General features: G+C 35.2%; 11 protein-coding genes. 7 read left to right on the forward strand and 4 right to left on the reverse strand.

The annotated features are described in order from the left end of the window. Positions 1-257 precede the first annotated feature (257 nt). The 3 genes from ABD963_RS15295 (at position 258) to ABD963_RS15305 (ending at position 11,810) form a co-directional block, all read left to right on the forward strand. Positions 258-6,938, forward strand: a complete 6,681-nt coding sequence (locus tag ABD963_RS15295; RefSeq protein ID WP_345278353.1) for an amino acid adenylation domain-containing protein — start codon at positions 258-260, stop codon at positions 6,936-6,938. Between the two features lie 104 nt (positions 6,939-7,042). After that, a complete protein-coding gene (locus ABD963_RS15300; RefSeq protein WP_345278355.1) occupies positions 7,043-11,041 on the forward strand; it encodes a non-ribosomal peptide synthetase in 3,999 nt (1,332 codons plus the stop codon). Beyond that, positions 11,025-11,810: a 4'-phosphopantetheinyl transferase family protein gene (locus ABD963_RS15305; protein WP_345278357.1), complete on the forward strand. Its 786-nt coding sequence runs from the start codon at positions 11,025-11,027 to the stop codon at positions 11,808-11,810. Before ABD963_RS15300 ends, ABD963_RS15305 begins: the two co-directional genes overlap by 17 nt. Before the next feature lie 132 nt (positions 11,811-11,942). On the opposite strand, the gene ABD963_RS15310 is transcribed toward ABD963_RS15305, so the two are convergent. From ABD963_RS15310 to ABD963_RS15325, 4 genes are read right to left on the reverse strand one after another with little or no spacing between them, the layout of a single operon-like run. Then, the gene (locus tag ABD963_RS15310; RefSeq protein WP_345278359.1) at positions 11,943-13,154 is read right to left on the reverse strand and encodes a DUF2264 domain-containing protein; all 1,212 of its coding nucleotides are present in this window, start codon (positions 13,152-13,154) and stop codon (positions 11,943-11,945) included. A 7-nt stretch (positions 13,155-13,161) separates the two neighbouring features. After that, positions 13,162-13,971: an LbetaH domain-containing protein gene (locus ABD963_RS15315; protein WP_345278361.1), complete on the reverse strand. Its 810-nt coding sequence runs from the start codon at positions 13,969-13,971 to the stop codon at positions 13,162-13,164. A gap of 6 nt (positions 13,972-13,977) precedes the next feature. After that, positions 13,978-14,922: a glycosyltransferase family 8 protein gene (locus ABD963_RS15320; RefSeq protein WP_345278363.1), complete on the reverse strand. Its 945-nt coding sequence runs from the start codon at positions 14,920-14,922 to the stop codon at positions 13,978-13,980. 4 nt (positions 14,923-14,926) lie between these two features. Beyond that, a complete protein-coding gene (locus ABD963_RS15325; protein WP_345278365.1) occupies positions 14,927-16,459 on the reverse strand; it encodes an MATE family efflux transporter in 1,533 nt (510 codons plus the stop codon). A 579-nt stretch (positions 16,460-17,038) separates the two neighbouring features. Between ABD963_RS15325 and gmd the strand changes: the two genes are divergently transcribed. From gmd to ABD963_RS15345, 4 genes are all read left to right on the forward strand, one after another. Next, a complete protein-coding gene (gmd, locus tag ABD963_RS15330) occupies positions 17,039-18,166 on the forward strand; it encodes a GDP-mannose 4,6-dehydratase (RefSeq protein WP_345278367.1) in 1,128 nt (375 codons plus the stop codon). Positions 18,167-18,218: 52 nt separating this feature from the next. After that, positions 18,219-19,298 (forward strand): GDP-L-fucose synthase family protein, encoded by a 1,080-nt coding sequence (locus ABD963_RS15335; protein ID WP_345278369.1) that lies wholly within the window; start codon positions 18,219-18,221, stop codon positions 19,296-19,298. Positions 19,299-19,318: 20 nt separating this feature from the next. After that, positions 19,319-20,137: a type II CAAX prenyl endopeptidase Rce1 family protein gene (locus ABD963_RS15340; protein WP_345278371.1), complete on the forward strand. Its 819-nt coding sequence runs from the start codon at positions 19,319-19,321 to the stop codon at positions 20,135-20,137. Between the two features lie 423 nt (positions 20,138-20,560). Next, on the forward strand, positions 20,561-24,546 hold a 3,986-nt coding region (locus ABD963_RS15345; protein WP_345278373.1), incomplete at its 3' end, for an NPCBM/NEW2 domain-containing protein.

A 24,546-nucleotide genomic window follows, 5' to 3' on the forward strand; every position in this document is an offset into this window, starting at 1 on the left:
AGTTTGATAATCAATTTTAAAGAGTTCTTTTAAATGTAATAAAATATTTGAAAAATTTAATAAAAAACAAAATTAATCCTAAATTTTTGTTTTTAACGAAAAAAATAGAAGATGGCAGACCTTATTTTGTTTCCAATTTAAATAAGCATTACTTTAGCATTATTAATAATATTTCCCTCCACTTATAGTAGCTTGAATTATTTATATAACTCAGAGTTATATTTATTAACGTGAAAAATAACTAAATACAAATCAGGATGATTTCCCAATCTTTAATTAATGGCAAAACCATTACATATCCAAAATCTACACTTCATGAACTATTTGAAAAATGTTCACAGATTAATCCAAACACTACAGCACTTGAACATGAAGATGAAAAAATTAGTTATGGTGAATTAAATTCAAGAATAAACCAAGCTGCAAATTACCTTTGGGATTTAGGAGTGCGTCCTGGACAAATTGTTGCTATTTCTTTAGACAGAAAACCAGAGTTAATTATTTCTATATTTGCCGTTTTACAATGTGGTGCAATATATCTGCCAATTGATTCTAGTTATCCTATTAAGAGATTGGAACTAATCATAGAAGATTCCAATTCTAATTTTTTAATAAGTAATAAATCAAGAGGAATTCTTACTGAAAAAACTAAAAATATTTTTATTGAAAATATTTTAACTCAATCCAAAAAATACGATTCGAAATCACTGGATTTAAAAATATCCTCAGAAGCAGGAGCCTATATCATCTATACTTCAGGTTCAACAGGTAAACCTAAAGGGGTTCAAGTATCTCACCAAAATACGATTAATCTTATTTATTCAATGGCCCAAGAACCTGGAATAAATGCTAATGATAAAATTTTTGCCATAACCACCATTTCATTTGATGCCATGGTTATGGAATTATTTCTGCCATTACTAATGGGTGCGTGTGTTGTTCTAGTAGATGAAGAAATGAGATTAGATGGAGAAGTTTTATTAAAAAAAGCACGTAAAAACAACATCACCCTTATTTGGGGGACACCGAGTATATGGCGAATTCTTTTAGATTCTGGTTGGAAAAAACCTTTAAAAATAAAAGCCCTGATTGGTGGCGAACAAGTGCCTAGACCATTAGCCTTAGAATTAATTGAGAGATGTAATGAAGTTTGGAATATTTATGGACCAACTGAAACAACTGTTTGTGCTTTTTTAACCAGAATTACAAAAGATGACAATCCAATTGTTATAGGAAAACCAATCGCAAATACTACCGCATATCTATTGGATAAAAATAAAAACCCAGTAGCAATAGGTGAAATAGGAGAAATTGTAATTGGTGGAGACGGTGTTTCACTAGGGTATTTAAATCGCCCAGAACTTAATCAAGAACGTTTTCAAGAAGATTTTATTAATCCTGTAAAAGGAAAAAAAATGTACTTTTCTGGTGATTTAGGTAAAATTTTACCTAACGGTCAAGTACAGTGTCTTGGACGCATAGACAACCAGGTTAAAATAAGAGGTCATAGAATAGAATTAGGAGAAATAGAATCCGTTATTGGTAAATTACCTGGTATTAAAAAAACTGTAGTAATAGCCAGTAATCACTTTGGAACTGAACCAAAATTGGTCTCATATATCCAATCCATTGGAACTAAAGATTCTAAAATTATAAGAAAGCAACTTGAAGAAATTTTGCCTGATTATCTCATCCCATCCGTCTTTATGTGGGTGGATGAATTTCATATAACAACTAATGGTAAAATTGACTTAAATAGTTTGCCTAAACCCGAATATATAAGACCCGACTCCGCACCTATTTACAGAAAACCTAGAACACAGGTAGAAAAAAATATTGAAAAAATATGGCGTGAACATTTACAAATACCAGCAGTGGGTATTGACGATAACTTTTTTGAAATGGGAGGCACTTCACTCCTAACGCAGAAAGTAGCTACTTCGATGAGAAAAAGTTTAGACATAAAATTACCTGTTACAAAAATTTACCAATTTCCAACAGTCGCCCTTATATCCAAGTATATAGAGGATCAGAAAACAACTAAAGAAACTTCTTATCGGCACATATCCAAATCACAAAAGTCCTCTAAAGATGTTGCCATTATTGGTATGTCTTTAAGATTTCCTGGCGCATCAACAATAGATGAATTGTGGGATATATTAAGCAATGGAAAAGAATCCACTTCATTTTTTAAAATAGAAGAGTTAGACCCAAGCATTCCTGAATCCCTTATAAACGATCCGCTTTATGTAAAAGCAAGAGGTGTTGTGCCATCAGCTAAAGAATTTGATGCTCAATTTTTTGGTATCAACCCAAAATTGGCTGAGGCCATGGACCCGCAACAACGATTATTTTTAGAGATAGCTTGGGAAGTATTAGAACAGACAGGATATTTACCTAAACACTACAACGGCAGTGTGGGAGTTTATGCCGGTACTGGAACCAATACTTATTATAAAAACAATGTATTACCAAACAAAGAACTTATAAATCTTATTGGAAACTTAATAGTAGACACTGTTAATGAAAAGGACTATATAGCATCTAGAACTGCCTATCATTTAAATCTTAAAGGCCCTGCTGTAAGCATACATTCTGCCTGCTCTACCTCACTCGTTGCCATCGCCGAAGCGGTTGAAGCGATAAGAAATGGTCAGTGTGATGTTGCTCTAGCAGGAGGCTCAAGCGTTACCTCACCTATTAACAGTGGGCATCTTTATCAAGAGGGCTCTATGCTAAGTTCTGATGGACATTGCCGGTCTTTTGATGCCGAAGGAAAGGGCACCGTGTTTAGTGATGGTGCAGGAGTTATCTTGCTCAAAAGCCTAGAAGCTGCCAAAAAAGATGGCGATTTTATTTATGGCATCATAAAAGGTGTTGGTCTAAACAATGATGGCGGTGGCAAAGGCAGTTTTACCGCACCAAGTGTTGAAGGTCAAGCTGATGCTATTTCAAAAGCACTTCTTGATGCCCAAGTATCCCCATCTGAAATTAGTTATGTAGAAGCCCATGGAACTGCCACACCCCTAGGCGATCCAATTGAAGTAGAAGGCCTCAATACAGCTTTTGGAGCACAAAAAACAAAAAACTATTGTGGCATAGGATCCATAAAAAGTAATATGGGACACCTTACGGCTGCTGCAGGTGTTGCTGGCTTAATTAAAACAATACTAGCCATGCAACATAAACAAATTCCAGCATCAATAGGTTTCGAAAAGCCCAATCCTGCTATCGATTTTGAAAATAGCCCTTTCTACGTAAATACAAAATTACGAGATTGGAATATTAATAAAGGAACTAGGCTCGCCGGTGTAAGTTCTTTTGGCGTTGGGGGCACTAATGCCCATGTAATTCTTGAAGAATATCCCATGGAGCTACCTGAATTTTCAGAAACAAAACGTCCCTTACAAATTTTAACTTGGTCTGCCAAGACTGGACATAGTTTAGATACTTATGAAAAAAAAATGGGGAATTATTTAATAGAAAACAGCTCTGTTGAATTAGCCAATGTAGCGTTCTCTTTAAAAACAACCAGAGACAGTTTTAATCATCGTAAATTTATAATAGCTAAAAACACCTTTGAGGCATCCGATATTTTACTATCAGAAAGCACTAAAAAAGCCAATACAAAAATTTTAAATGCCATACCCAACGAGGTTATTTTCTTATTCCCTGGGCAAGGTGCACAATTTTTGCACATGGGACGCGCACTTTATGATCATGAGATGGTTTTTAAAGAAGCTTTTGATAACTGTAATAACATTTTAAAAACCCAATTAAACCTTGATATAAAAGACATTATTTTTCCCGAAATAGATTCAGTAGAAGCTGAACTCAAATTAAAAGATACACGTTATACTCAACCCGCTTTATTTGTTACAGAATATGCATTGGCAAAACTGTGGATGAGTTGGGGCATCTATCCTACTGCTTTCTGCGGGCATAGTATTGGAGAGTTTGTAGGAGCACATTTAGCTGGTATTTTTAATTTAGAAGATGCGCTCCTTTTAATTGCCAAACGAGGAAAAATGGTTAGCGAATTACCCCAAGGTAGTATGCTTTCAATAAGGTTATCCGAAGATACCTTAAAAGAGATCCTACCAAGTAATCTTTGTATAGCGGCTGTAAATTCGGATAGCTTGTGCGTGGTCTCAGGTCCAGATGCCAAGATTGAAGATTTTGTAAAAAGCATCAAACAACAAAATAAAGAAATACCTCATAGATTATTAGCTACAAGTCATGCATTTCATTCAACCATGATGAATCCCATTTTGGAAACCTTCAAGCAAGAGGTTGAAAAAACGACCTTAAACGCTCCTAAAACTCCTATAATTTCAACTGTCACAGGTACTTGGCTTACAGATGCCGAAGCCATGGATGCAGATTATTGGACCAATCATTTAAGAGCAACCGTAGAATTTTCAGCTGCAATAGATACCATTTTAAAATTAGAAGAAGGTATTTTATTAGAAGTTGGTCCCGGGAAAGCGCTAAGCACACTAGCCAGCCAAAAAGGCGCTGCCAAAAAAATGAGCGTTATTACAAGTTTACCTATACCCAAACCAGACGAAGATGCTTATCCTGCATTGCTTGAAGCTTTGGGTCAACTTTGGCTAAACGGCATGGAGCCCAACTGGTACGCATATTATTTAGGCGAGTCTAGAAAAAAATTAAAACTTCCTTCATATGCCTTTGACAGAAAAGTGTGTTGGGTAGAACCTGTTGAAAACAATATTAACAAAAATGAAATATTATCATCTTTACAAACTTTAACACCTCTAGAAGAACTGCCCGAAATCAGTAATATTAACAAAACTAAAGCAATGAGAAAACCTTTCATATTAAAGAAAATTTCTGAACTCATTTCAAATTCATCCGGAATTGAAGTTGAAGCATCTGAGGCTAATTATAGTTTTTTAGAACTTGGATTAGATTCATTAGTACTCACACAGATTGCTATTACTTGTAAAAAAGAATTTAAAATCCCTATTACCTTTAGGCAACTTAATGAGGAGTTTAGCTCTCCAGAACTTTTGGCAAATTATCTGGACAAGAATATGCCTGAAGATATGTTTGCGGCAACAGTAGCAGAAACACCAGTACTAAATCCACATCAAAATGGATCCGTTTCACCTTTGGCAATAAAGCAAAATTCTGCCCCCCTGAATAACTCGCAAAACCAAACAGCACTTAGTTTAATAGCTCAACAGTTACAATTACTTGGTAAACAAGTAGAACTCATGCAGGGCAAGAGTATTACGTCAAACACTAACATAGCAAACCTTAACACCAGCGTTACAGATATGGTAAATATAAAACCAGTTTCTGTTACTAAACAACCTGAAATCGATGTTCTATCTGAGGAAGAAAAACAAGAACATAAAAAACCCTTTGGTGCCTCTCCCAAAATTGAGAAACAAGTTGTAGATTTAAATGCTAAGCAATTAAAATTTTTAAAACAACTTACTAAACGCTACAATAAAAAAACTGCTGCCAGTAAAAGTTATGCACAAAAGCACCGTGCTAAAATGGCTGATCCTAGAGTGGTTTCTGGTTTCAAACCTCTTACTAAAGACCTTGTTTATCCCTTAGTAATAAAAAAATCATCAGGAAATAGACTTTGGGATCTCGATGGAAATGAATACATAGATGCCCTCAATGGATTTGGATCCTGTTTTTTTGGGCATCAACCTGAATTCATAAAGGAAGCTTTACATATGCAAATAGAAAGTGGCTTTGAGGTTGGTCCGCAACATCCATTAGCAGGTGAGGTTTGCGATTTACTTTGCGAATTTACAGGACATGATAGAGCTGCACTCTGTAATACAGGCTCAGAGGCCGTTCTTGGAGCCATGCGTATTGCCAGAACGGTAACCGGACGCTCGTTGATTGTAGCATTTACAGGATCCTACCATGGTATTAATGACGAAGGTTTGGTAAGAGGATCGAAAAAAATGATGACTTTCCCTGCCGCAGCAGGAATCATGTCAGAAGCTGTAAAAAATATGCTTGTACTTGATTATGGAACCGAAGAAAGTTTAAATATTATTCGTGAAAGAGCAAATGAATTGGCTGCTGTACTTGTTGAACCTGTACAAAGTAGAAGACCAGAATTTCAACCTATTGAATTTTTAAACGAACTTAGAGAAATTACCTCAAAATCGGAAACCGCCTTAATTTTTGATGAAGTTATTACGGGTTTTAGAATGCACCCTGGGGGAGTCCAAACTATGTTTGGTATTCAAGCAGACATTGCAACTTATGGTAAAGTAATAGGAGGTGGTCTATCTATAGGTGCTATTTTAGGCAAAAAGAAATATTTAGATGCTCTAGATGGCGGTTTTTGGCAATATAACGACACGTCTTACCCTGAAGTTGGAGTTACTTATTTTGCTGGCACCTTTGTTCGACATCCACTCGTGCTAGCTACCGCAAAAGCTTCTTTAATATTTATGAAAGAAAAAGGCCCTGAGCTTCAAGAAAATGTGTCTGAAATGACCCAAGAGTTAGTAAATGAATTGAACATAGAATTTAATAAAAGAAAATTACCAATTATCATTAATTCATTTGGCTCATTGTGGCGACTCAAATTCACTGAAGATATTCTATACTCAGAACTTTTATTTGTTCTTTTAAGAGAAAAAGGCATCCATATTTGGGATGGTTTCCCATGCTTTTTGACAATGGCCTATACAAAAGCTGATATAGATAAAATTGTTTTAGCTATCAAGGAAAGCCTTGACGAAATGACTTTGGGTGGTTTTTTCCTCTCAGAAGATGCAACAACCTCTGACGAAAAGAGTTTCAAAAAAAAATCATCGGATTTAAATAAACCACCAGTGCCCAATGCACGTTTAGGTATTGACGAGGAAGGAAACCCCGCTTGGTTTGTACCTCATACGGGCGACGAAAGTGGATTTGTTAAAATAAAATTATAATATTTTAGCAAAAATTAAAATAGATTTGAAATCCGACACAGCATATTTATTAATTAAATTCTTAGAACTTTTTATAATATGCATAAAACGAAAGTAACTAAAGCATGAGCCAAACCAGTACTCTAGAAAATAAAAATATATATAATCCATTTGCTGGACCAGAGATTGAGCGTGTAATTCACACTACCCAGGCTCAAGAGGAAATATGGACTGCTTGCAAACTTGGAGGTGATAATGCAAATAGAGCCTACAACGAATCTGTATCCTTAAGATTGAAGGGAAAATTAAATTTAAAGTCAATGGAAGCAGCATTTCATGACTTAATAAAAAGACATGAATCATTAAGGTGTGTTTTTAGCACCGACGGGTATTATATGACCATCTTTAAAAACCTTGAAATTCCTTTTTGGCTCGAAGATATTACAGATTTATCCTATGAAAATAAAGAAAAGGCTATCGCTAATTATTTAGACAAACAAGCGGAACATATTTTTGACTTGAGTAAAGGCCCTTTAATTAACTGTGGTTTAATAAAAATATCAGATTCTGAATCTCAATTGGTTTTGATGGCACACCATATTATTTGTGATGGCTGGTCTATAGGTATTATGCTACAGGAATTAGGTATTCTATATTCAGCCTATGTTCAAAATAAAGCAATCGAAATATCTTCACCTGAAAAATTTAGCACCTATGCTGATGAACAGCTGGAACTTATTGAAAGTGAATCATATAAAGAAATAGAGACATACTGGCTTAATCAATATAAAGAATCCGTTCCAGAATTAATTTTACCTACAGATTATGATCGTCCCCTATTACGAAATTACGATAGCAAGCGTTTAGATTTCATTTTAAATAAGGATTTACTGAATAGTCTCAAAAAAACAGGAAGAGATGCTAATTGTAGTTTGGTAACCACCTTATTAGCTGTATTTGACTTGCTATTACTCAGGTTAACAGGACAAGAAGATATCGTTGTTGGATTACCTACTGCTGGTCAATCAGTAACTGGAAAGACACATCTAGTTGGCCATTGTGTAAGTTTCTTACCATTGAGATCTAAAATTGATAGTACCCAAAGCTTTAATGACTATTTAAAACAGCGGAATTCTGATTTATTCGACGCTTATGACCATCAACAGTTGAGTTTTGGTCATTTACTTAAAATGCTTTCAATACCCAGAGACCCTTCCAAAATACCATTAATACCAGTCGCTTTTAATGTTGATTTAGGACTAACTGATGGTGTTTCTTTCCATGATTTAAACTATAAATTAATTAGTAATCCACGTAAATACGAGATTTTTGAGATTTTTCTAAACGCAACAGGAACCCAAGAAAATTTAAGTTTTGAATGGGCATTCAATGCAAAGCTCTTCAAAACCGATACTATTGAAAAAATGATGAAATCATTTGAAGAAATAATAGAGAAAATCACCAAAGATTCTTCAAAAAATATAGGTCAAATTGTATTTCAAGATTTTACTAGCCATTACAAAGAACTAAATAACACAATAAGTAGCTATCCAAAAAGTACTTTACATGAACTTTTTGCAGACAGAGTAGAAAAATACCCCGATGCCATAGCACTAGAATACTATGATAGAAAAATTAGTTACTGGGAATTAGGACAAAAAATCAATCAAATAGCACACTATCTGTCCTATAAGGGTTTAAAGCCTAGACAAGTAGTTGCTATTTCTTTGGGTCGATCGCCAGAATTAATCGCCTCACTTTTCGCTATCCTACAGTGTGGTGCTTCATATGTTCCTATAGATGTAAACTATCCAGATGCCAGATTGAATTTGATGATTAAAGATTCAAATGCTAGCTTTTATATAGGAGAAAGCTCAAAAACCAATCTTCCCAAAAATGTAATTTCGCTTCCAATTACAACTATTTTAAATGAAATTGTTAATTTTCCTAAAAACCCTTTAAATTTAAAAGTTACTACTGAATCTCCTGCCTATATTATTTACACTTCAGGATCTACTGGAAAGCCAAAAGGTGTTCAAGTGGCTCATTGTAACGTCATTAATCTTATTTTTTCAATGGCCAAAGAACCTGGAATAAGTGCAAAAGATAAAATTTTCTCAGTGACAACCATCTCATTTGATGCTATGGTTATGGAAATCTATCTTCCATTAATTTTTGGTGCTAGCGTCGTGCTCGTTGATGAAGACACCAGAAGAAATGGAAAGCTTTTATTAAAAAAAATTGAAACAGATGGAGTTACCATGATGTGGGGAACTCCAAGTATTTGGCAAATCCTAATTGATACTGGATGGAATACAAGTCTAAAATTAAAAGTATTAATTGGTGGCGAACCTGTGCCTTTATCTTTAGCGCAAGAATTATTAGCAAGATGCAGTGAGGTATGGAATATATATGGCCCTACTGAAACCACTGTTTGTTGTATCCTCACTCAAATTTCAAAAACCGATAATCCCATAACCATAGGAAAACCCATTGCCAATACTCAAATTTATTTATTAAACCCTAAAGGAAATCTGGTAAAACCTGGTATAATTGGGGAAATTGCCATAGCTGGAGATGGTGTATCCCAAGGATATCTCAATCGTCCTGAACTTAATAAAGAACGGTTTATTACCAATCCTTTTGAGAATGAAACCGAGAGTAAAATGTACCTTTCTGGAGACTTAGGTAAGCTTCTTCCTAGTGGTCAAATACAATGCCTAGGCCGAAGAGATAGGCAAGTGAAAGTTAGAGGGTATCGCATCGAGTTAGAAGAAATTGAACATGTTTTAATGGCTATAGAAGGTGTTAAATTGGCAGTAGTTTTGGCTGAAAACGACATTCTAATAGCTTTTATTCAAATTGATATTGAATTAAACCCAGAAATTAACCCTGTCAAATTATGTCGACAAGAATTGACATCTCAATTGCCATCCTTTATGGTTCCTAATATTTTTCAAGTAGTTGACAAAATACCTACTACTGAAAATGGCAAAATAGATAGAAAAGCGCTACTAAAATATAGATCCGATTCAAATAGTAAAAAAGTATATACTAGCCCTAGAACTGAAAACGAAAAATTAGTAGCCAGTATCTGGAAAGAAAACTTAAATCTTGAAAATATTGATGTTTTTAGCAATTTTTTTGAAATAGGAGGACATTCCATCAAAGCAGTAAAAATAATATTGGATACCGAAAAACTTACTGGCAAAAAAATCCCTTTATCGTCCTTATTTCAATACCCCACTGTTGAGAAATTTGCTGAACTTTTAGAAACAGATAAAGAAATAGATTTAGATTGTTTAGTACCCATAAAACCAAACGGTGGAAAAACACCTCTTTTCATAGTTCATGGAGCAGGTCTTAATGTTTTAAATTTTATCGATTTAAGTAAACATTTTGATGAAGATCAACCTGTTTATGGTCTGCAAGGTACTGCAAAAAGTTATGATACATGGTATGAATCGATTGAAGACATGGCAGCCCATTACATTGAGGCTATTATAAAAATTAATCCACAAGGCCCTTACGCCCTAGCAGGTTTTTCTTTCGGTGGAGTTGTTGTCTTTGAAATGACGCGTCAATTAAAAGAACAGGAGAAAAAGGTGATTTTTACAGGATTATTAGACTCTTATGCCGATTCTTCATATTACTTTAAGACGTATGAACAGAAAATAATAGCAAAATCATCTGATCTAGCAAAAAGAAGGTTAAATATTTTAAAAGACATGCTATCAAGTTGGTCCAGTTTTAAAGCTCATATCAAAAATAAAAAAGTATATCTATTAAAAAAGTATTTTGGTTACCAAAAGTCCATGACGAAGCAAGAAATTTTAGCTTTAGCGGAATTTACTATGGCAAATAATATGGTGAATAAAATTGCCGATCGTTATCACCTAAAGCCACAAGACTTTAGTGTTGATTTATTTCGATCTAAAGATGAAAATTCATTTGATAGATTAGACCCCATTTATTTGGGATGGCAAAAAGCAGCTACCAAAGGTATTACCATTCATGATATCTCTGGTAATCATTTAGATATTTTAGCACCACCGAATGATAAATTTTTGGCAAGGACTCTTCAAGATATTTTAAATAATAGAACTAATGTTACTAAATCATAAAATAAATTGTAGTTCTTATGGAGAATTAAAACCAAATAGTATCTACAATGATTTGAATTTGAATCATTCAGATATTTTTATCTACCAAATTTATTTACCTGATTATTTCGACATTGTTGATGCGTTAATTTCTTTGTTGAATTTTGAAGAAATTACTAGGGTTAATAGATATTATCATGAGACAGATAAAAATAGGTTTATAATTTGTAGAAGTATACTTAAATATCTATTATCCAAACATACTCGATTGGATATACAAGACATTGAAATAGACTATCAGGCCAATAAAAAACCCCATTTATCATCGCACCCTTCCACATTTTTTAACATTTCCCATTCAGAGAATTATGCGTTTATTGCGATAGCTAATCGTCCCATTGGAATTGATATTGAATACATTAATAAGAATTTTAACTTCACACCTTTACTTCAAGACATTTTTAGTGATATAGAAATTTCATTTATAAAAAATTCTCAAGACAAAAGACAGTCTTTTTATAGTTTATGGACTCGAAAAGAGGCCTTTGTAAAAGCACTTGGCAAAGGGATTGATGATGATTTTTTAAAAATCCCTAGCTTAGATGGTTTGCATCATCTAAATACCTCCGATATGGCACGGAATAAAAACTGGAACATCCATGGTTTTGAAATTACAGATCACTATATTGGGGCACTAGCCTATGAAGAAACTCCTTCTTTAGCAACTTCATTTTCGGTAATTAGTTTATCAAATGAGCTTTCAGATTTAATAGAATTATTAAGAATGTAATTTAAATCAAAAAAGCTATGTAATCCCCAAATATATTCTTGATTTTATTCGGTTTTAAATAAAACTTTAATATGAAACTTAAGCTATTTTTGCGAGGGCAAAAAAGGTATCTAGATAAGGAAACCCTTAGGTTTATTGCCCTTTAAATAAATTTTTAATTTTCCTCCACCCCGATTGAAATTTATAAAGTATGGACATAAAAAAGTCTTTTGTAATATGGGTTTCATAATATGATTTATCTGGTTCAAACTCATGACCATCGAATGCTTTCAATGAAGTCCACGCAGCATCTTTTTCCGTCCAAAAGGGGTGTTGGCTATCCAATCCTAAGGGAAGAAAAAGGGTTGCACAATGATAAGCGCTTCCTGAAGACACATACTGCTCAGCCATTTTTTCTTGCTTGCCATTAAAACCAACTGTTAAAAACCCTTGGGCATCAAAATTATCAGGCGTTTCCATCTGCCGTTTTAAAACCGCATTCAAAGAACATCTTACTTGAGATGGGGTTATATGTTTTGGAAGAAACCCCATAAGTGCTGCTTGGGATAAGGCGTGAAAGGCTCCAAACCTACAAATTAAAGTTCTTCCAAAAAGCGGATAAGCCCCTTCTGGTGATATCATACGCTCTTGAATTTCAATATAACGTTGATACCTAGGTAATTGTTTAGTTAAATGTTGATTGAAATTCTTCAATCCATGGATTTTCATCACTTCTAAAACATCCATAAGCATCGGGTGGATCACAAAGCTATTGTAATGATCCATGCTGAAATGCGCACCGTCGCCGTAAAGTCCATCGCCAATATAATAGGAGTTGACAAATTTTTTGACACCATAATGGAGCCTTTTTTTATTACAATTATTATCATAGGTCAATAAAAATGCTTCAATCATCGAAGCAAAGAGTAACCAATTGTTTTTTGGAGGTTGAAACTTACGGGTCTTTTTTATTTCAAATAATAGTTTTTTTTGTATTTCATTTCCTAAGGCACGCCATAAGTTAGGGGCTCTTAATAACCCTTGTGATAAATATGCCGCATCTACTAAGGCTTGTGCGCCGGTACCAAAATCAACATAATCCTTTGATTTTGGGTTTACAAGATTTCCAATGGCTTTAACTGTAAGTTGACTGTAGTTTGAACGGAGATTACCTTCTTTTGAAGGGCCGTTTGGCAGATTCAACCAAGGGGCTATCCCACATACCAAACGACCAACAGCTTCCAAATATTGAAATGCACTCCTATTTTTATAAACGGGCATGGTTTTTTTTAAATTATCATGAGCCGCCGCATGAATTACCGGAAAGGCAATTTTTTCTAAATATGTGACCCATTGAACACGCATGGTTTGTTTATAATTGGTTATCGATAATTTTTAAATGGGGTTGGTTGAAAATGGTCTTATTTTCGGAAACCTTTATATTGCTTAACAAGGTACCATAACCAACAATACATTTATCTGCTAGGTTAGTTCCTTTTAAAACCGATACGCCTTTTCCTATCCAACAATCACTACCAATAGCTATAGGTGTTGTTTTTGGTTTTTCAAATTCCATACCAAATTCAGGATATTGACTATCGGTTATTTCTCTTCGTTTTTCAGCTTTATATATAACATGCGTATTAGTATCCCAAAATACGCAATCGTAGGATATTTGGTTATAATCACCAATAATAATATGTTCATCACATCGTATTTCGGTACCTTCGTTAATGGCATTACGAGAGCCAATTTCTACCTGTCCATTAAAACGAATCCAGGCACAACACCGTAATGAGTTAAAACTGCCTATTTTTAATCCACCTTCAACCTCAAAATGAGGTCTCTCTAATTTACCTCCTTTTGAAAGTATGTTGTTATCATCAATATGAATATAGCCTTTGGTTACACTCATATCAAATTCTTCAATAGAACAATTCTTTCCAATATAAATCTCACTTTTTCCTCCAAGAATCATACTTAAGGAAACACGAGATAGGGTTGAATAATCTCCAATAATGAGACTATCTCCCTTTTTTACATATATGGTACTCTTATATATTTTGACATTTTTACCTAACTTAAAAACCCCTCCTTTTTCAATGGTTACTTTGGATCCCGTTAGAAGAAAGATGAGTTTTTTTTCATAAATAAAGTTAATTAAGAGCCTTTTTAAATTCATGTTTTCTTATTTTAAATTTGCTAATACTTCCCTTTTAGAAATTGTTCTAGGTTTAGGGTATGGATAAGATTTAAAATTAGTCATATTAAATTTTATTATTTTAAGGTAATAAACCAACATTGATTTTATGTAATTGTACTTGATATTGTTTGGACCAAGATTCGCCCTTTTAAAATAACCCCACCATAGTTTTTTATGAAAATGATGATTCGAAGGATATTTCCAAGGAGAATTTCCAGCATAATGGACTATTTCCGGATTATCCATGGACTCCTTCACTTGATATCTGTCGTATCTATGAGATGCCGAGAAGAAATTGTTAATAACACCAAATCTTAATGGTAACATAATCTTAGAATCTTGACAGATATAATTAATCGCGTCCTGTTCAGCAAAAATACTTTCAACAGGATATTTTTTTCCATAATTATATAGCTTTTCCGTTATTTTATTCTCTCGCCAATAATCAACATTTATCAATAAAGTACCCGCACAAATATACTTCTTATCTGGAGCGTACTTTAAACGCTCAAATGTAAAACTATTAAAGGATTCTCTATCAATAACAGCGGCTATAGCTTTATTGGTAAAATCTAGATTAAATAAATAATCTAGATCAGAATTAACTACAATATCACAATCAAGATATAATACTCTAGAAACACTTTTATCAACAACTTCAGGAATCAAAATTCTGAACCACACATAAACGGAAAAATTCATATTAAACCCATCAAATCTTTTTTTATCAATTTTATGAATTTTAACCTCGTCGTTTGATTTTTCAACAAGACTTTTAAATTTTTCTTCATCTTGTGTACTGAAATAATCTGTTAACAAATGAAAAGTGAGCTTATCGTTTGGGTTTTTGTTATTAATAATTGAAAACATCGTGACATAACAAAAGTCAACATATTTATCATTAAGGCAAAAGGCGAAATTTTTAATCATTTTATTATTTTTTAAAAAAAGGAAGTTTAGATTTTAACATATTAACTACAAAAATACGTTCTGAAGAGGTTAATCCGATTCTAAAAATGCTTATAGTGCAAGAAAGGAAAGCAACAGAGCCCAAAATCAAAAAGCGTAAAAACCCCTCATCCATTAACACATAGACCATAGCTGGTAATAAAAAGGCAGCTATGGTAACCAAGAATATCTTCAACATGACGCGTTTTACAAAATCCATAAAATCAAGATGTACCATATTCCGCAACATATAGGCACTTGCAAATACCGCTATGATAATAATCACCAACATCACATAGGAGGTTGTTTCGGGGATACCATCCAATTTTAGAATGACATAACTAACCGGAGTCACCAAAAGTAGGATGGGAATGACTACAAATTGATATTTTTTTAAATCCCCATGGGCTTGTGCCGAAACAATAAGCGGGTTTCGAACGGCCATGAACATGGAAATAAATAAGCCCAAACGCATGAAATATACTGAATGCTCTGGCACCTCTTTTAACCATAGGCTCAACAATAGATTCGCCTCAAAAAATAGGGGCACCACAAAAATCAACATTAAAAAATACGAGAATTTTGCCGACCGAAATACTAAATCATGCATATCTTTAAATTGGCTTTTAGCATAATTTTTTGTGATTTGTGGATTCATGGCTGTTTGAAAATTACTACTAAACTGATTGATGATGTTACCCGCTTGACTTGCAATGGAGGCCGCAGCATTCATCGCCGGACCAAAAAACAAGTTAATCAATAAAGTAATCCCTTGCGTGTATCCTATGTAGGCTATGTTACCAGACATCGACCAGAAGGCCAAAGACCACATTTGTTTTAAGATATCCTTATCCCAACCCATTTTAAAACGCGCTTCTTCAAACTTTTTGTAACAATAAATTTGCTGAATAAAGAAATTAATTAAATAGGTAAGCATTAACAACAAGGCATATAAAATTAATTTATCGGTAGTAGTAATATAAACTGCATAACATATCACCAGTTTCATCACCACATCCACAATCGAAAACACAGCAAAAGCACCCATTTTCTCATGGGCCATAATAGCCCCCATAAAAGGCACATTTAAAATACTCAATAGCATAGTAAATACAGAGATTTGAAAGACCCAAAAACTGGCAATCATGCGGTCTTCTGGAATCACCGCATAATGATACAGGTACCACAAACCAAGCGTTTCTATAATGATGAGCACAAGTATCCCTATAATTACCTGTGCCGTTACCCCAATGGTAAAGACCTTTTTTAAATACTCAAGGTTTTCTTTTCCTAGTGCGATAGTAATCCAGCGCTGGGTGGCGCCAGCCATAGAGCCATTTAGGACGGAAAGCGTCGATACGATACCGCCTACCACATTGTATATGCCATAATCTACAAAACCCAAGGCATCCAATATGATCCTGGAGGTGTAAAAGCCAACGCCCATGGTAAACAACATACGCACATACAAAAGGGCTGTGTTTTTGGCAATGCGTTTGTTATTTTCGGATGTAGTCATTATCTATTTAAGTCTTATTGAATGTGATTAATCATTGGTAACAGTTTATAACTACTTTAGAGTTCATTTAAAAACAGCGTGCCAATTAAAATTCATTTTCGATAGCTAACTGACCTGCCAATAAAAAGCAACTGTCAAGAATGTCGTAAAATCAATGAAATTGAATAACATAAATATTATAAATTAAGGGATAAATATAATGCTTTGTTCAAAACTGATGACCTAAAACATAACGCTTTCGTTGAGTTTTATAAATTTTTCGATTTAAAACTCTTTAACTATAGAATTATAAACTTTAATGCCAAAAAAAGGGATGAAATACGAAACCATTCAAAAGAAAAAAGTTTAAGATACACTAACTCATCTGTAAAAATTTTTAAAATTATTACAACATTGTTTAAAAAACCAACGATAAATGCACATTAACTAATTTTTTTAAACTTTACCGTAGTTGGCTTTTGTAAACTAATTTATTCACTTATTTTTAACCAAGTTTTGGCCATCAACCCTTGATAAAACATATATTCAAATAGGTTGATGACCATCCATTAACATAACAATTTCACATATTCATTGTAAATGAAAGTAGCATTAATCACAGGAATTACAGGTCAAGATGGCTCTTATTTAGCCGAATTATTATTAGAGAAAGGATACATGGTGCATGGTGTAAAAAGAAGATCCTCTCTTTTTAATACCGATAGAATCGATCATTTATATCAGGACCCCCACGATCCGAACCAAAGGTTGAAATTACATTATGGCGATTTAACGGATTCGTTAAATTTAACACGTATCATCCAAGAGTGCCAACCCGATGAAATTTACAATCTAGGTGCCATGTCGCATGTTAAAGTGTCGTTTGATACGCCCGAATATGTTGGAAATGTAGATGGCTTAGGAACCTTAAGGCTTCTGGAAGCCATACGGATTTTAGGTCTGGAAAAGAAAACCAGAATTTACCAAGCGTCCACATCCGAGTTATACGGTGGTTTACCCGAAAACAAAAACGCCAAAGGTTTTTATGACGAGAACTCGCCCTTTTACCCGCGTTCGCCTTATGGGGTTGCCAAAATATATGGTTTTTGGATTACTAAAAACTACCGCGAAGCCTATGATATGTTTGCCTGTAATGGTATTTTATTCAATCATGAATCGCCCAGAAGAGGTGAAACGTTTGTAACCCGAAAAATCACCAGGGCGGTTGCTAAAATAGCCTTAGGATTACAAGAAAAAATATACCTAGGCAACTTAGAGGCCCAACGCGATTGGGGCCATGCCAAAGATTATGTAAGAATGATGTGGATGATTTTACAAGCAGATAAAGCTGAAGATTGGGTCATAGCCACTGGAGTCACTACAACTGTACGCGATTTTGTGCGTATGGCATTTAAAGAAGTGGGTATTGAACTCGAATTCAAGGGTGTTGGCGTCGATGAAAAAGCTTATGTTACAGCTTGCAATCATGAAGATTTCCAATTGGAAATTGGCAAAGAAGTATTATCCATAGACCCAGCGTATTTCCGTCCAACCGAGGTGGATTTATTAATAGGCGACCCCACTAAAGCCAAAGAAAAGCTGGGATGGGTGCCAGAATATAATCTGGAAGACTTGGTAAAAGACATGATGGCATCGGATGTTAAATTGGTTAAAAAAGATGTGGATTTATTAAAAGGTGGCCACGATATCTTAACTCAGGCAGAGTAAATCCCTAAAAACTACTTTAACTAAAACAATGTGCTAATTTGGCAAAATTCTAATGGAAAAAAATTCAAAAATCTATATAGCAGGCCATAGAGGCTTAGTGGGCAGTGCCATTTTAAAAAATTTAAAGGCCAAGGGGTATGAAAATTTCATTACCAAAACTCATAAACAATTAGATCTTACTGACAGTCAAGCCGTTGCTACCTTTTTTTCACAAGAAAAACCAGAATATGTGTTTTTAGCAGCGGCCAAAGTTGGTGGTATTGTAGCCAATAACACCTATAGAGCCGACTTTATTTACGAAAATCTTTGTATTCAGAATAATGTCATCCATCAAAGCTACCTGCACGGCGTAAAAAAAATGTTGTTTTTAGGGAGTACCTGTATTTATCCGAAAAATTGCCCGCAACCTATGAAAGAGAATTATTTGCTCACCGATGTTTTAGAATACACCAATGAGCCCTACGCCATAGCCAAAATAGCAGGTATTAAAATGTGTGAAAGCTATAATTTGCAGTATGGCACCAATTTTATATCGGTGATGCCCACCAATTTATATGGCCCCCATGATAATTTTGATTTGGAAAAATCCCATGTGCTTCCTGCTTTAATAAGAAAAATACACTTGGGTAAAGCCTTGTATAACAAAGATTGGGATAGCATTAAGAAAGATTTAAACACGATGCCCATAGAGGGAATTACCGGCGATTCTTCAGACGCATCCATCATCGCCATCTTGGAAAAATATGGTATCAAAAAAACGGATGATACCATACAATTAGAAGTTTGGGGAAGTGGGAAACCCATGCGCGAATTTTTGTGGAGCGAGGATATGGCTGATGCCTGTGTGTTTTTAATGGAACAGCGTAACTTTAAAGATTGTATCACCCATACCAAAGAAATACGAAACACCCATATCAACATCGGAACTGGAATAGATATTAGCATAAAAGATTTGGCAAACCTCATTAAAAACATCATCGGTTTTCAAGGCACTCTTTATTTCAATACCTCCAAACCCGATGGTACCATGAAAAAGCTAACAGACCCCTCAAAACTTCATGCTCTGGGCTGGAAACACCAAATAGACTTGGAAACAGGTATTAAAAAAGTGTATAACTGGTATATTAATTAAAACTAAGAACAATATTAATAATGAAAGAGTTTCTAAAAAAATACGAAATATGGATATTCCTAATACTCGCTCCAATCATGAATGGGATTTTTATTTATGGTATATCTATAGATGTGATTCCTGGTCGCCTTTATATGCATGGCCGTTTTTTTATTCTTTTATTCCTTTTAATGGGCATGATATGGTTTACCCGCGGTAAAGAAGGCTTGAAGGACTTGTTTACACCTATGAAAAAATGGAAAGTTCCTCTGAAATGGTTTTTTCTAGTATTAACCTTTGCTATAACAATTGCCTGCTTAACTCTTTTATTAAAAGGATATTTTTATGAGATGGACTATGTTTCCTTGTTTAGCATCAATATTTCCTATTTAGTGGATGCTAGATTCATGTTTAATTTAATTTTATGGGCATTTGTGGGAGAAGTCGTTTGGATTAGCTATGCCGTGCGTAAGTTATGCCAAATAATGAATCCCATATATGCCAGTCAGGTTGTAGGAATCGTTTGGGGGCTTTGGTGGTTGCCTCTCGTTGAATTCAACGTGGGTGTTATTCCAGACCTCCCCCTATGGCCTTTAATGATTAATATGATGGCAGCAGCTGGCATGTGCACCATCATTTATGCTCATACCAAAAGTGGACTCCTTGTTTGGTTACTTCAAATTATGTTGAATACATCACTTTTAGTTTTTCCCATAGCGCCTTCCATTGGTGGCGTCTTAACTTACGCTACCTTTTCAATCCTTTATTTTATATTTATGCTTTGCTTTATGTATTTTGCCAATCCAAAGCAAAAATTTGGTAATGAAATAAATTCAGTATTATACGATTCTGGAAAATGACCATGTTGATCTACAAGTAATCATCCACTTTTAAAATCCAAGCCCTTTCAATTGATTTTTATTGTGAGTTGTTTGTCTTTCTTAAGAAATAAGGCTATCAAAACCCAGACAAATATGCAACTTTAATTACAGTTGAAACATTTTGGTTAGTTTTATTAGACAATATAACATCAAACCCATTATCATTCAAAATGCACAATAAGAATAGATTACATTCATTTAAATTCTTGAAATCATAGTTTTTTAAAATGTATTTAATCGACAAAAACAGACCATATATCTCCCTTAAAAAAGAATTTTGAAATTCGAAATTTATAAAAAGTTAAAATTATGTTACTCATCGAATATAGAAGCTATTCAAAGGTATTTATTTAGCCTTTAGCGCTTTAATAGTTATTTTTGCATATATTATATGAGCTTGCCATGAAAAAAAAATACCCTAAAATCATAGTATTAGTAAGTTTAACTTTAGCAACGCTATTTATTTTCTCCTACAAAAGCATCAACTATGGTCCCGGTCTTTTAACCGCCAAACCTATGGGTGCTTATCTTAACGGGGCTTTTCCTAGTTTGACGCCAACCGGCATTTCCAGTACTGCATTGAGTTATACTGTTGAAAACGCGTTTCCTAATTTAACCTTCATTGATCCGGTGGATATGGTTGAATTACCCAATAATGAGTTTTTGGTCGTGGGTTTACAGGGCCATATCTGGAAATTCTCAAACAATCCCAATACAACTTCCAAACAACTCCTTTTGGATTTATCGGAAAATGTAGTAAGTTTTCAAGATGGTGGGATGCTTAGTGCTGTTTTACATCCAGAATATGGGGTTCCCGGTTCACCCAATTCTGAATATCTCTATGTGTTTTATCGCTATACACCCGTGCAAGGAACTGACCAAACCACTTCGGCTGTAAACGGTTATATGCGGCTGTCCAGATTTAACCTTCCACTCGGAGCCAATGCCATAAATCCCTCTAGTGAGGAAGTGTTGATCAATATTTTTGATAAACATGACTGGCACAATGGCGGTGGTATGTTTTTTGGACCTGAAGATGGCTTTTTATATTTATCCATTGGGGATGAAGGTGCTGCAAATGATTCTTTTAATGTGACTCAACAAATCAATAGCTTGCTATTTGCTGGTGTTTTAAGAATTGATGTGAACCAAAGAGGTGGTAACATCAGCCATCCCATTAGAAAACAACCCTTAAATTCAGGGACCCCACCTATTGGCTGGCCACAATCGTTTACCCAGGGTTATTATATTCCTAATGATAACCCATGGCTAGACCCTAACGGCAGTGTTTTAGAAGAATTTTTTGCCATTGGAACCCGTAGTCCACACAGAATGACCATTGACCCCCCAACAGGAGATATTTGGCTTGGTGATATCGGACAAGGTGCAAAGGAAGAAATCACTTTAGTTAAAAAAGGTGATAATTTGCAATGGCCTTACAGAGAAGGGGATCAAGCAGGACCTAAACAAAAACCAGACCCTATTATTGGTACTGATAAACCCCCTATTCATGCTTATGGTCGCACCATAGGACGATCCGTTATTGGAGGTTTTGTATATCGTGGCTCCAAATTTCCAGGGTTATATGGCAAATACTTTTTTGGCGACCATGAAACCCAAGATGTTTGGACTTTGACCAAAACAGGAGACAACACAGGCGATGTCAATTTTTTATTCAGAGTGCCTATTAGCGGGGTGGGTACTAAGGATGGCATCTCATCATTTTCAGTTGATTCCAGTGGAAATATTTATATATTAGACTTGTTTGGAACCGCTCAAGACGGTGGTGTTATCCGCAAAATAGTAAGTACAGGCGGCATACCCGACCCCCCTCAAAAATTGTCGGATTTGAATGTATTTTCCGATTTACAATCTTTAACACCAGTGGATGGCATTATCCCGTATGATGTGAATTCCCCATTGTGGTCTGATGGTGCTAAAAAGAAACGATGGATTGCTTTACCGAATGACGGAACCCATAATACCGCTTCAGAACAAATTACCTTCGAAAGTGAAGAAAACTGGTCGTTTCCTCCTGGTACCGTTACCATCAAACATTTTGAATTACCAACCGATGAAAACGACCCCTCAAAAATCACCAAATTAGAAACACGTTTCTTAGTTTTTACTGAAGATAATCAAGCTTATGGGCTCACTTACAAATGGAATGAGGCACAAACCGACGCTTTTTTAATAGGTATTGATGAACAAGTTTCCCAAAATTATATCGTTAAAAAACGTGATGGAAGCATTATCAATCAAACATGGGATTTTCCAACCCGTTCACAGTGTATGCAATGCCATACCAGTGTGGCTGGCTATTCTCTTGGTTTAAAAACAAGGCAACTTAATAAAAATTTCACCTATCCTTCCACGGGTATTCAGAGCAATCAGTTGGAAACTTGGAATCATTTAAATATGTTTACTCAAGATATTGGGTCGACACAAGACTTGCCTGCTTCAGCCAACATCCTTTCTGAACTAGCCAGTAGCGAAATGAAAGTCCGATCCTTTTTAGATTCCAACTGCGCTTACTGTCATAGGCCAAACGGTGTTGAGGGTGCTTTTGATGGTCGTGCTTTAACTGCACTATATGACCAGGGTTTGATTGATACGGATGTAGTGAGTCATGCGTCTCTACCGGGTTATAAAATAGTAAAACCGCAAGACCATGCCAACTCTATGTTATACATGAGAGATAACAGTACCTCCAATGATAAAATGCCTCCTATTGGACGAAATTTGGTAGATGAAGATTACATCAATGCACTCATTGGATGGATTGATGGTCTTGATCAAAATGGCCCAGAATCAATAACCGAAGGTTGGTATACTTTTCAAGCCAAACATAGTGACCAATTTTTATCCGTTGCAAACGGTTCCAATACAGAGGGTGCCAATGTGGTGCAAATTGTCTCAGATCAAGAAAATCACTCCAATTGGCTGGTTGAAGAGATCGGCAATAAGACCTATAGACTAAAAGCGAAACATTCCAATATGGTCTTATCATTGAGAGATTTGAGAACAGACCGTGGCGTACAAATTATTCAAGAACCCTGGACTGGCAAACAACATCAATTATGGTATTTTTACGCATTAGATGGTACCTATTATCGGATAATTAATGTGTATAATGGTTTAGAACTTAGTGTGAATGGAAATAGTTTAGCGGAAAACGAACCAGTTATAAGCTGGACCAAAGATACTACGGAAAACCAACAATGGAAACCTACATTACTCCCAGCACCTATTACAGAACCTATATTAACGAGCACAGCTCAAACTGAGACGACAGTTGACTTAACTTGGACGGCCGCAACAAGTAGTTCATCCATTACCAATTATAATATTTACAAAAATGGTGTCTTGGAAACTACTTTGGGCGATATCTTAAATTTTCAGGTTACTGGGCTATTGGCTTCAACTAGTTATACCTTTTCCGTAACAGCCATTGATACCAATGGTATAGAAAGTGCTTTAAGCAATACCATTACAGTTACAACTGATGATATCCTTTGTGAGATTCTTGATGAAACCAATCTCAGTGATTTGAATTGGGTCTCTGCCGTTCAGGGCTGGGGTAGCATCCGAAAAAATACCAACCTAAATGGTAATACTTTAACTATCAATGGACAAACCTTTACCCATGGTATTGGCACCCATGCTCAATCTGAAATTATTTATAACCTAACCACTGGTGATTACCAAACTTTCAAATCGTATATTGGAGTGGATGATAACGTTGCCACAACCTCTTCTGCCAGCGTACAGTTTGAAATATTTGGTGATGAAAATTCTTTATTTCGAAGTGAAACCCTAACCGCTGCCGATGATGCAAAACTTGTTGAGGTGCAAATAAACGGTATGACGCAGTTAAGACTCGTCGTGCATTCTATGGGTTCCAATTCGTTTGATCATGCCGATTGGGCTGGTGCCGTTTTAACATTTTGCTCAGACATACAACCACCAAGAAAGCCAACTTTAACAAGTACGGCCATAACGAATACCACGGTTGATTTATCTTGGACGGCCACAACAAGTAGTGCGCCCATTACCAATTACAATATCTATAAAGACAGTGGCTTAGAATTCACCCTGGGCAATGTTTTAAGCCATCAGGTTACGGGCCTAAGTGCTTCGACTGATTATAGTTTTACGGTCACCGCAGTCGATGCTAATGGTTTAGAAAGTGCTATGAGCAATACTCTGCTTATAACTACGGATAAAGAGCCAACAACAGGCCCTTGCGACGCGCCCTCCGAAACCAATCTCAGTGATTTGAATTGGGTCTCTGCCTTACAAGGCTGGGGAACCACCAAAAAGAACACCAACTTGAACAACGGCACAATGACCATCAATGGGCAAACGTTCGTGCACGGTATTGCCAC

The organism is Litoribaculum gwangyangense (genome assembly GCF_039543505.1).
Lineage (GTDB): Bacteria > Bacteroidota > Bacteroidia > Flavobacteriales > Flavobacteriaceae > Litoribaculum > Litoribaculum gwangyangense.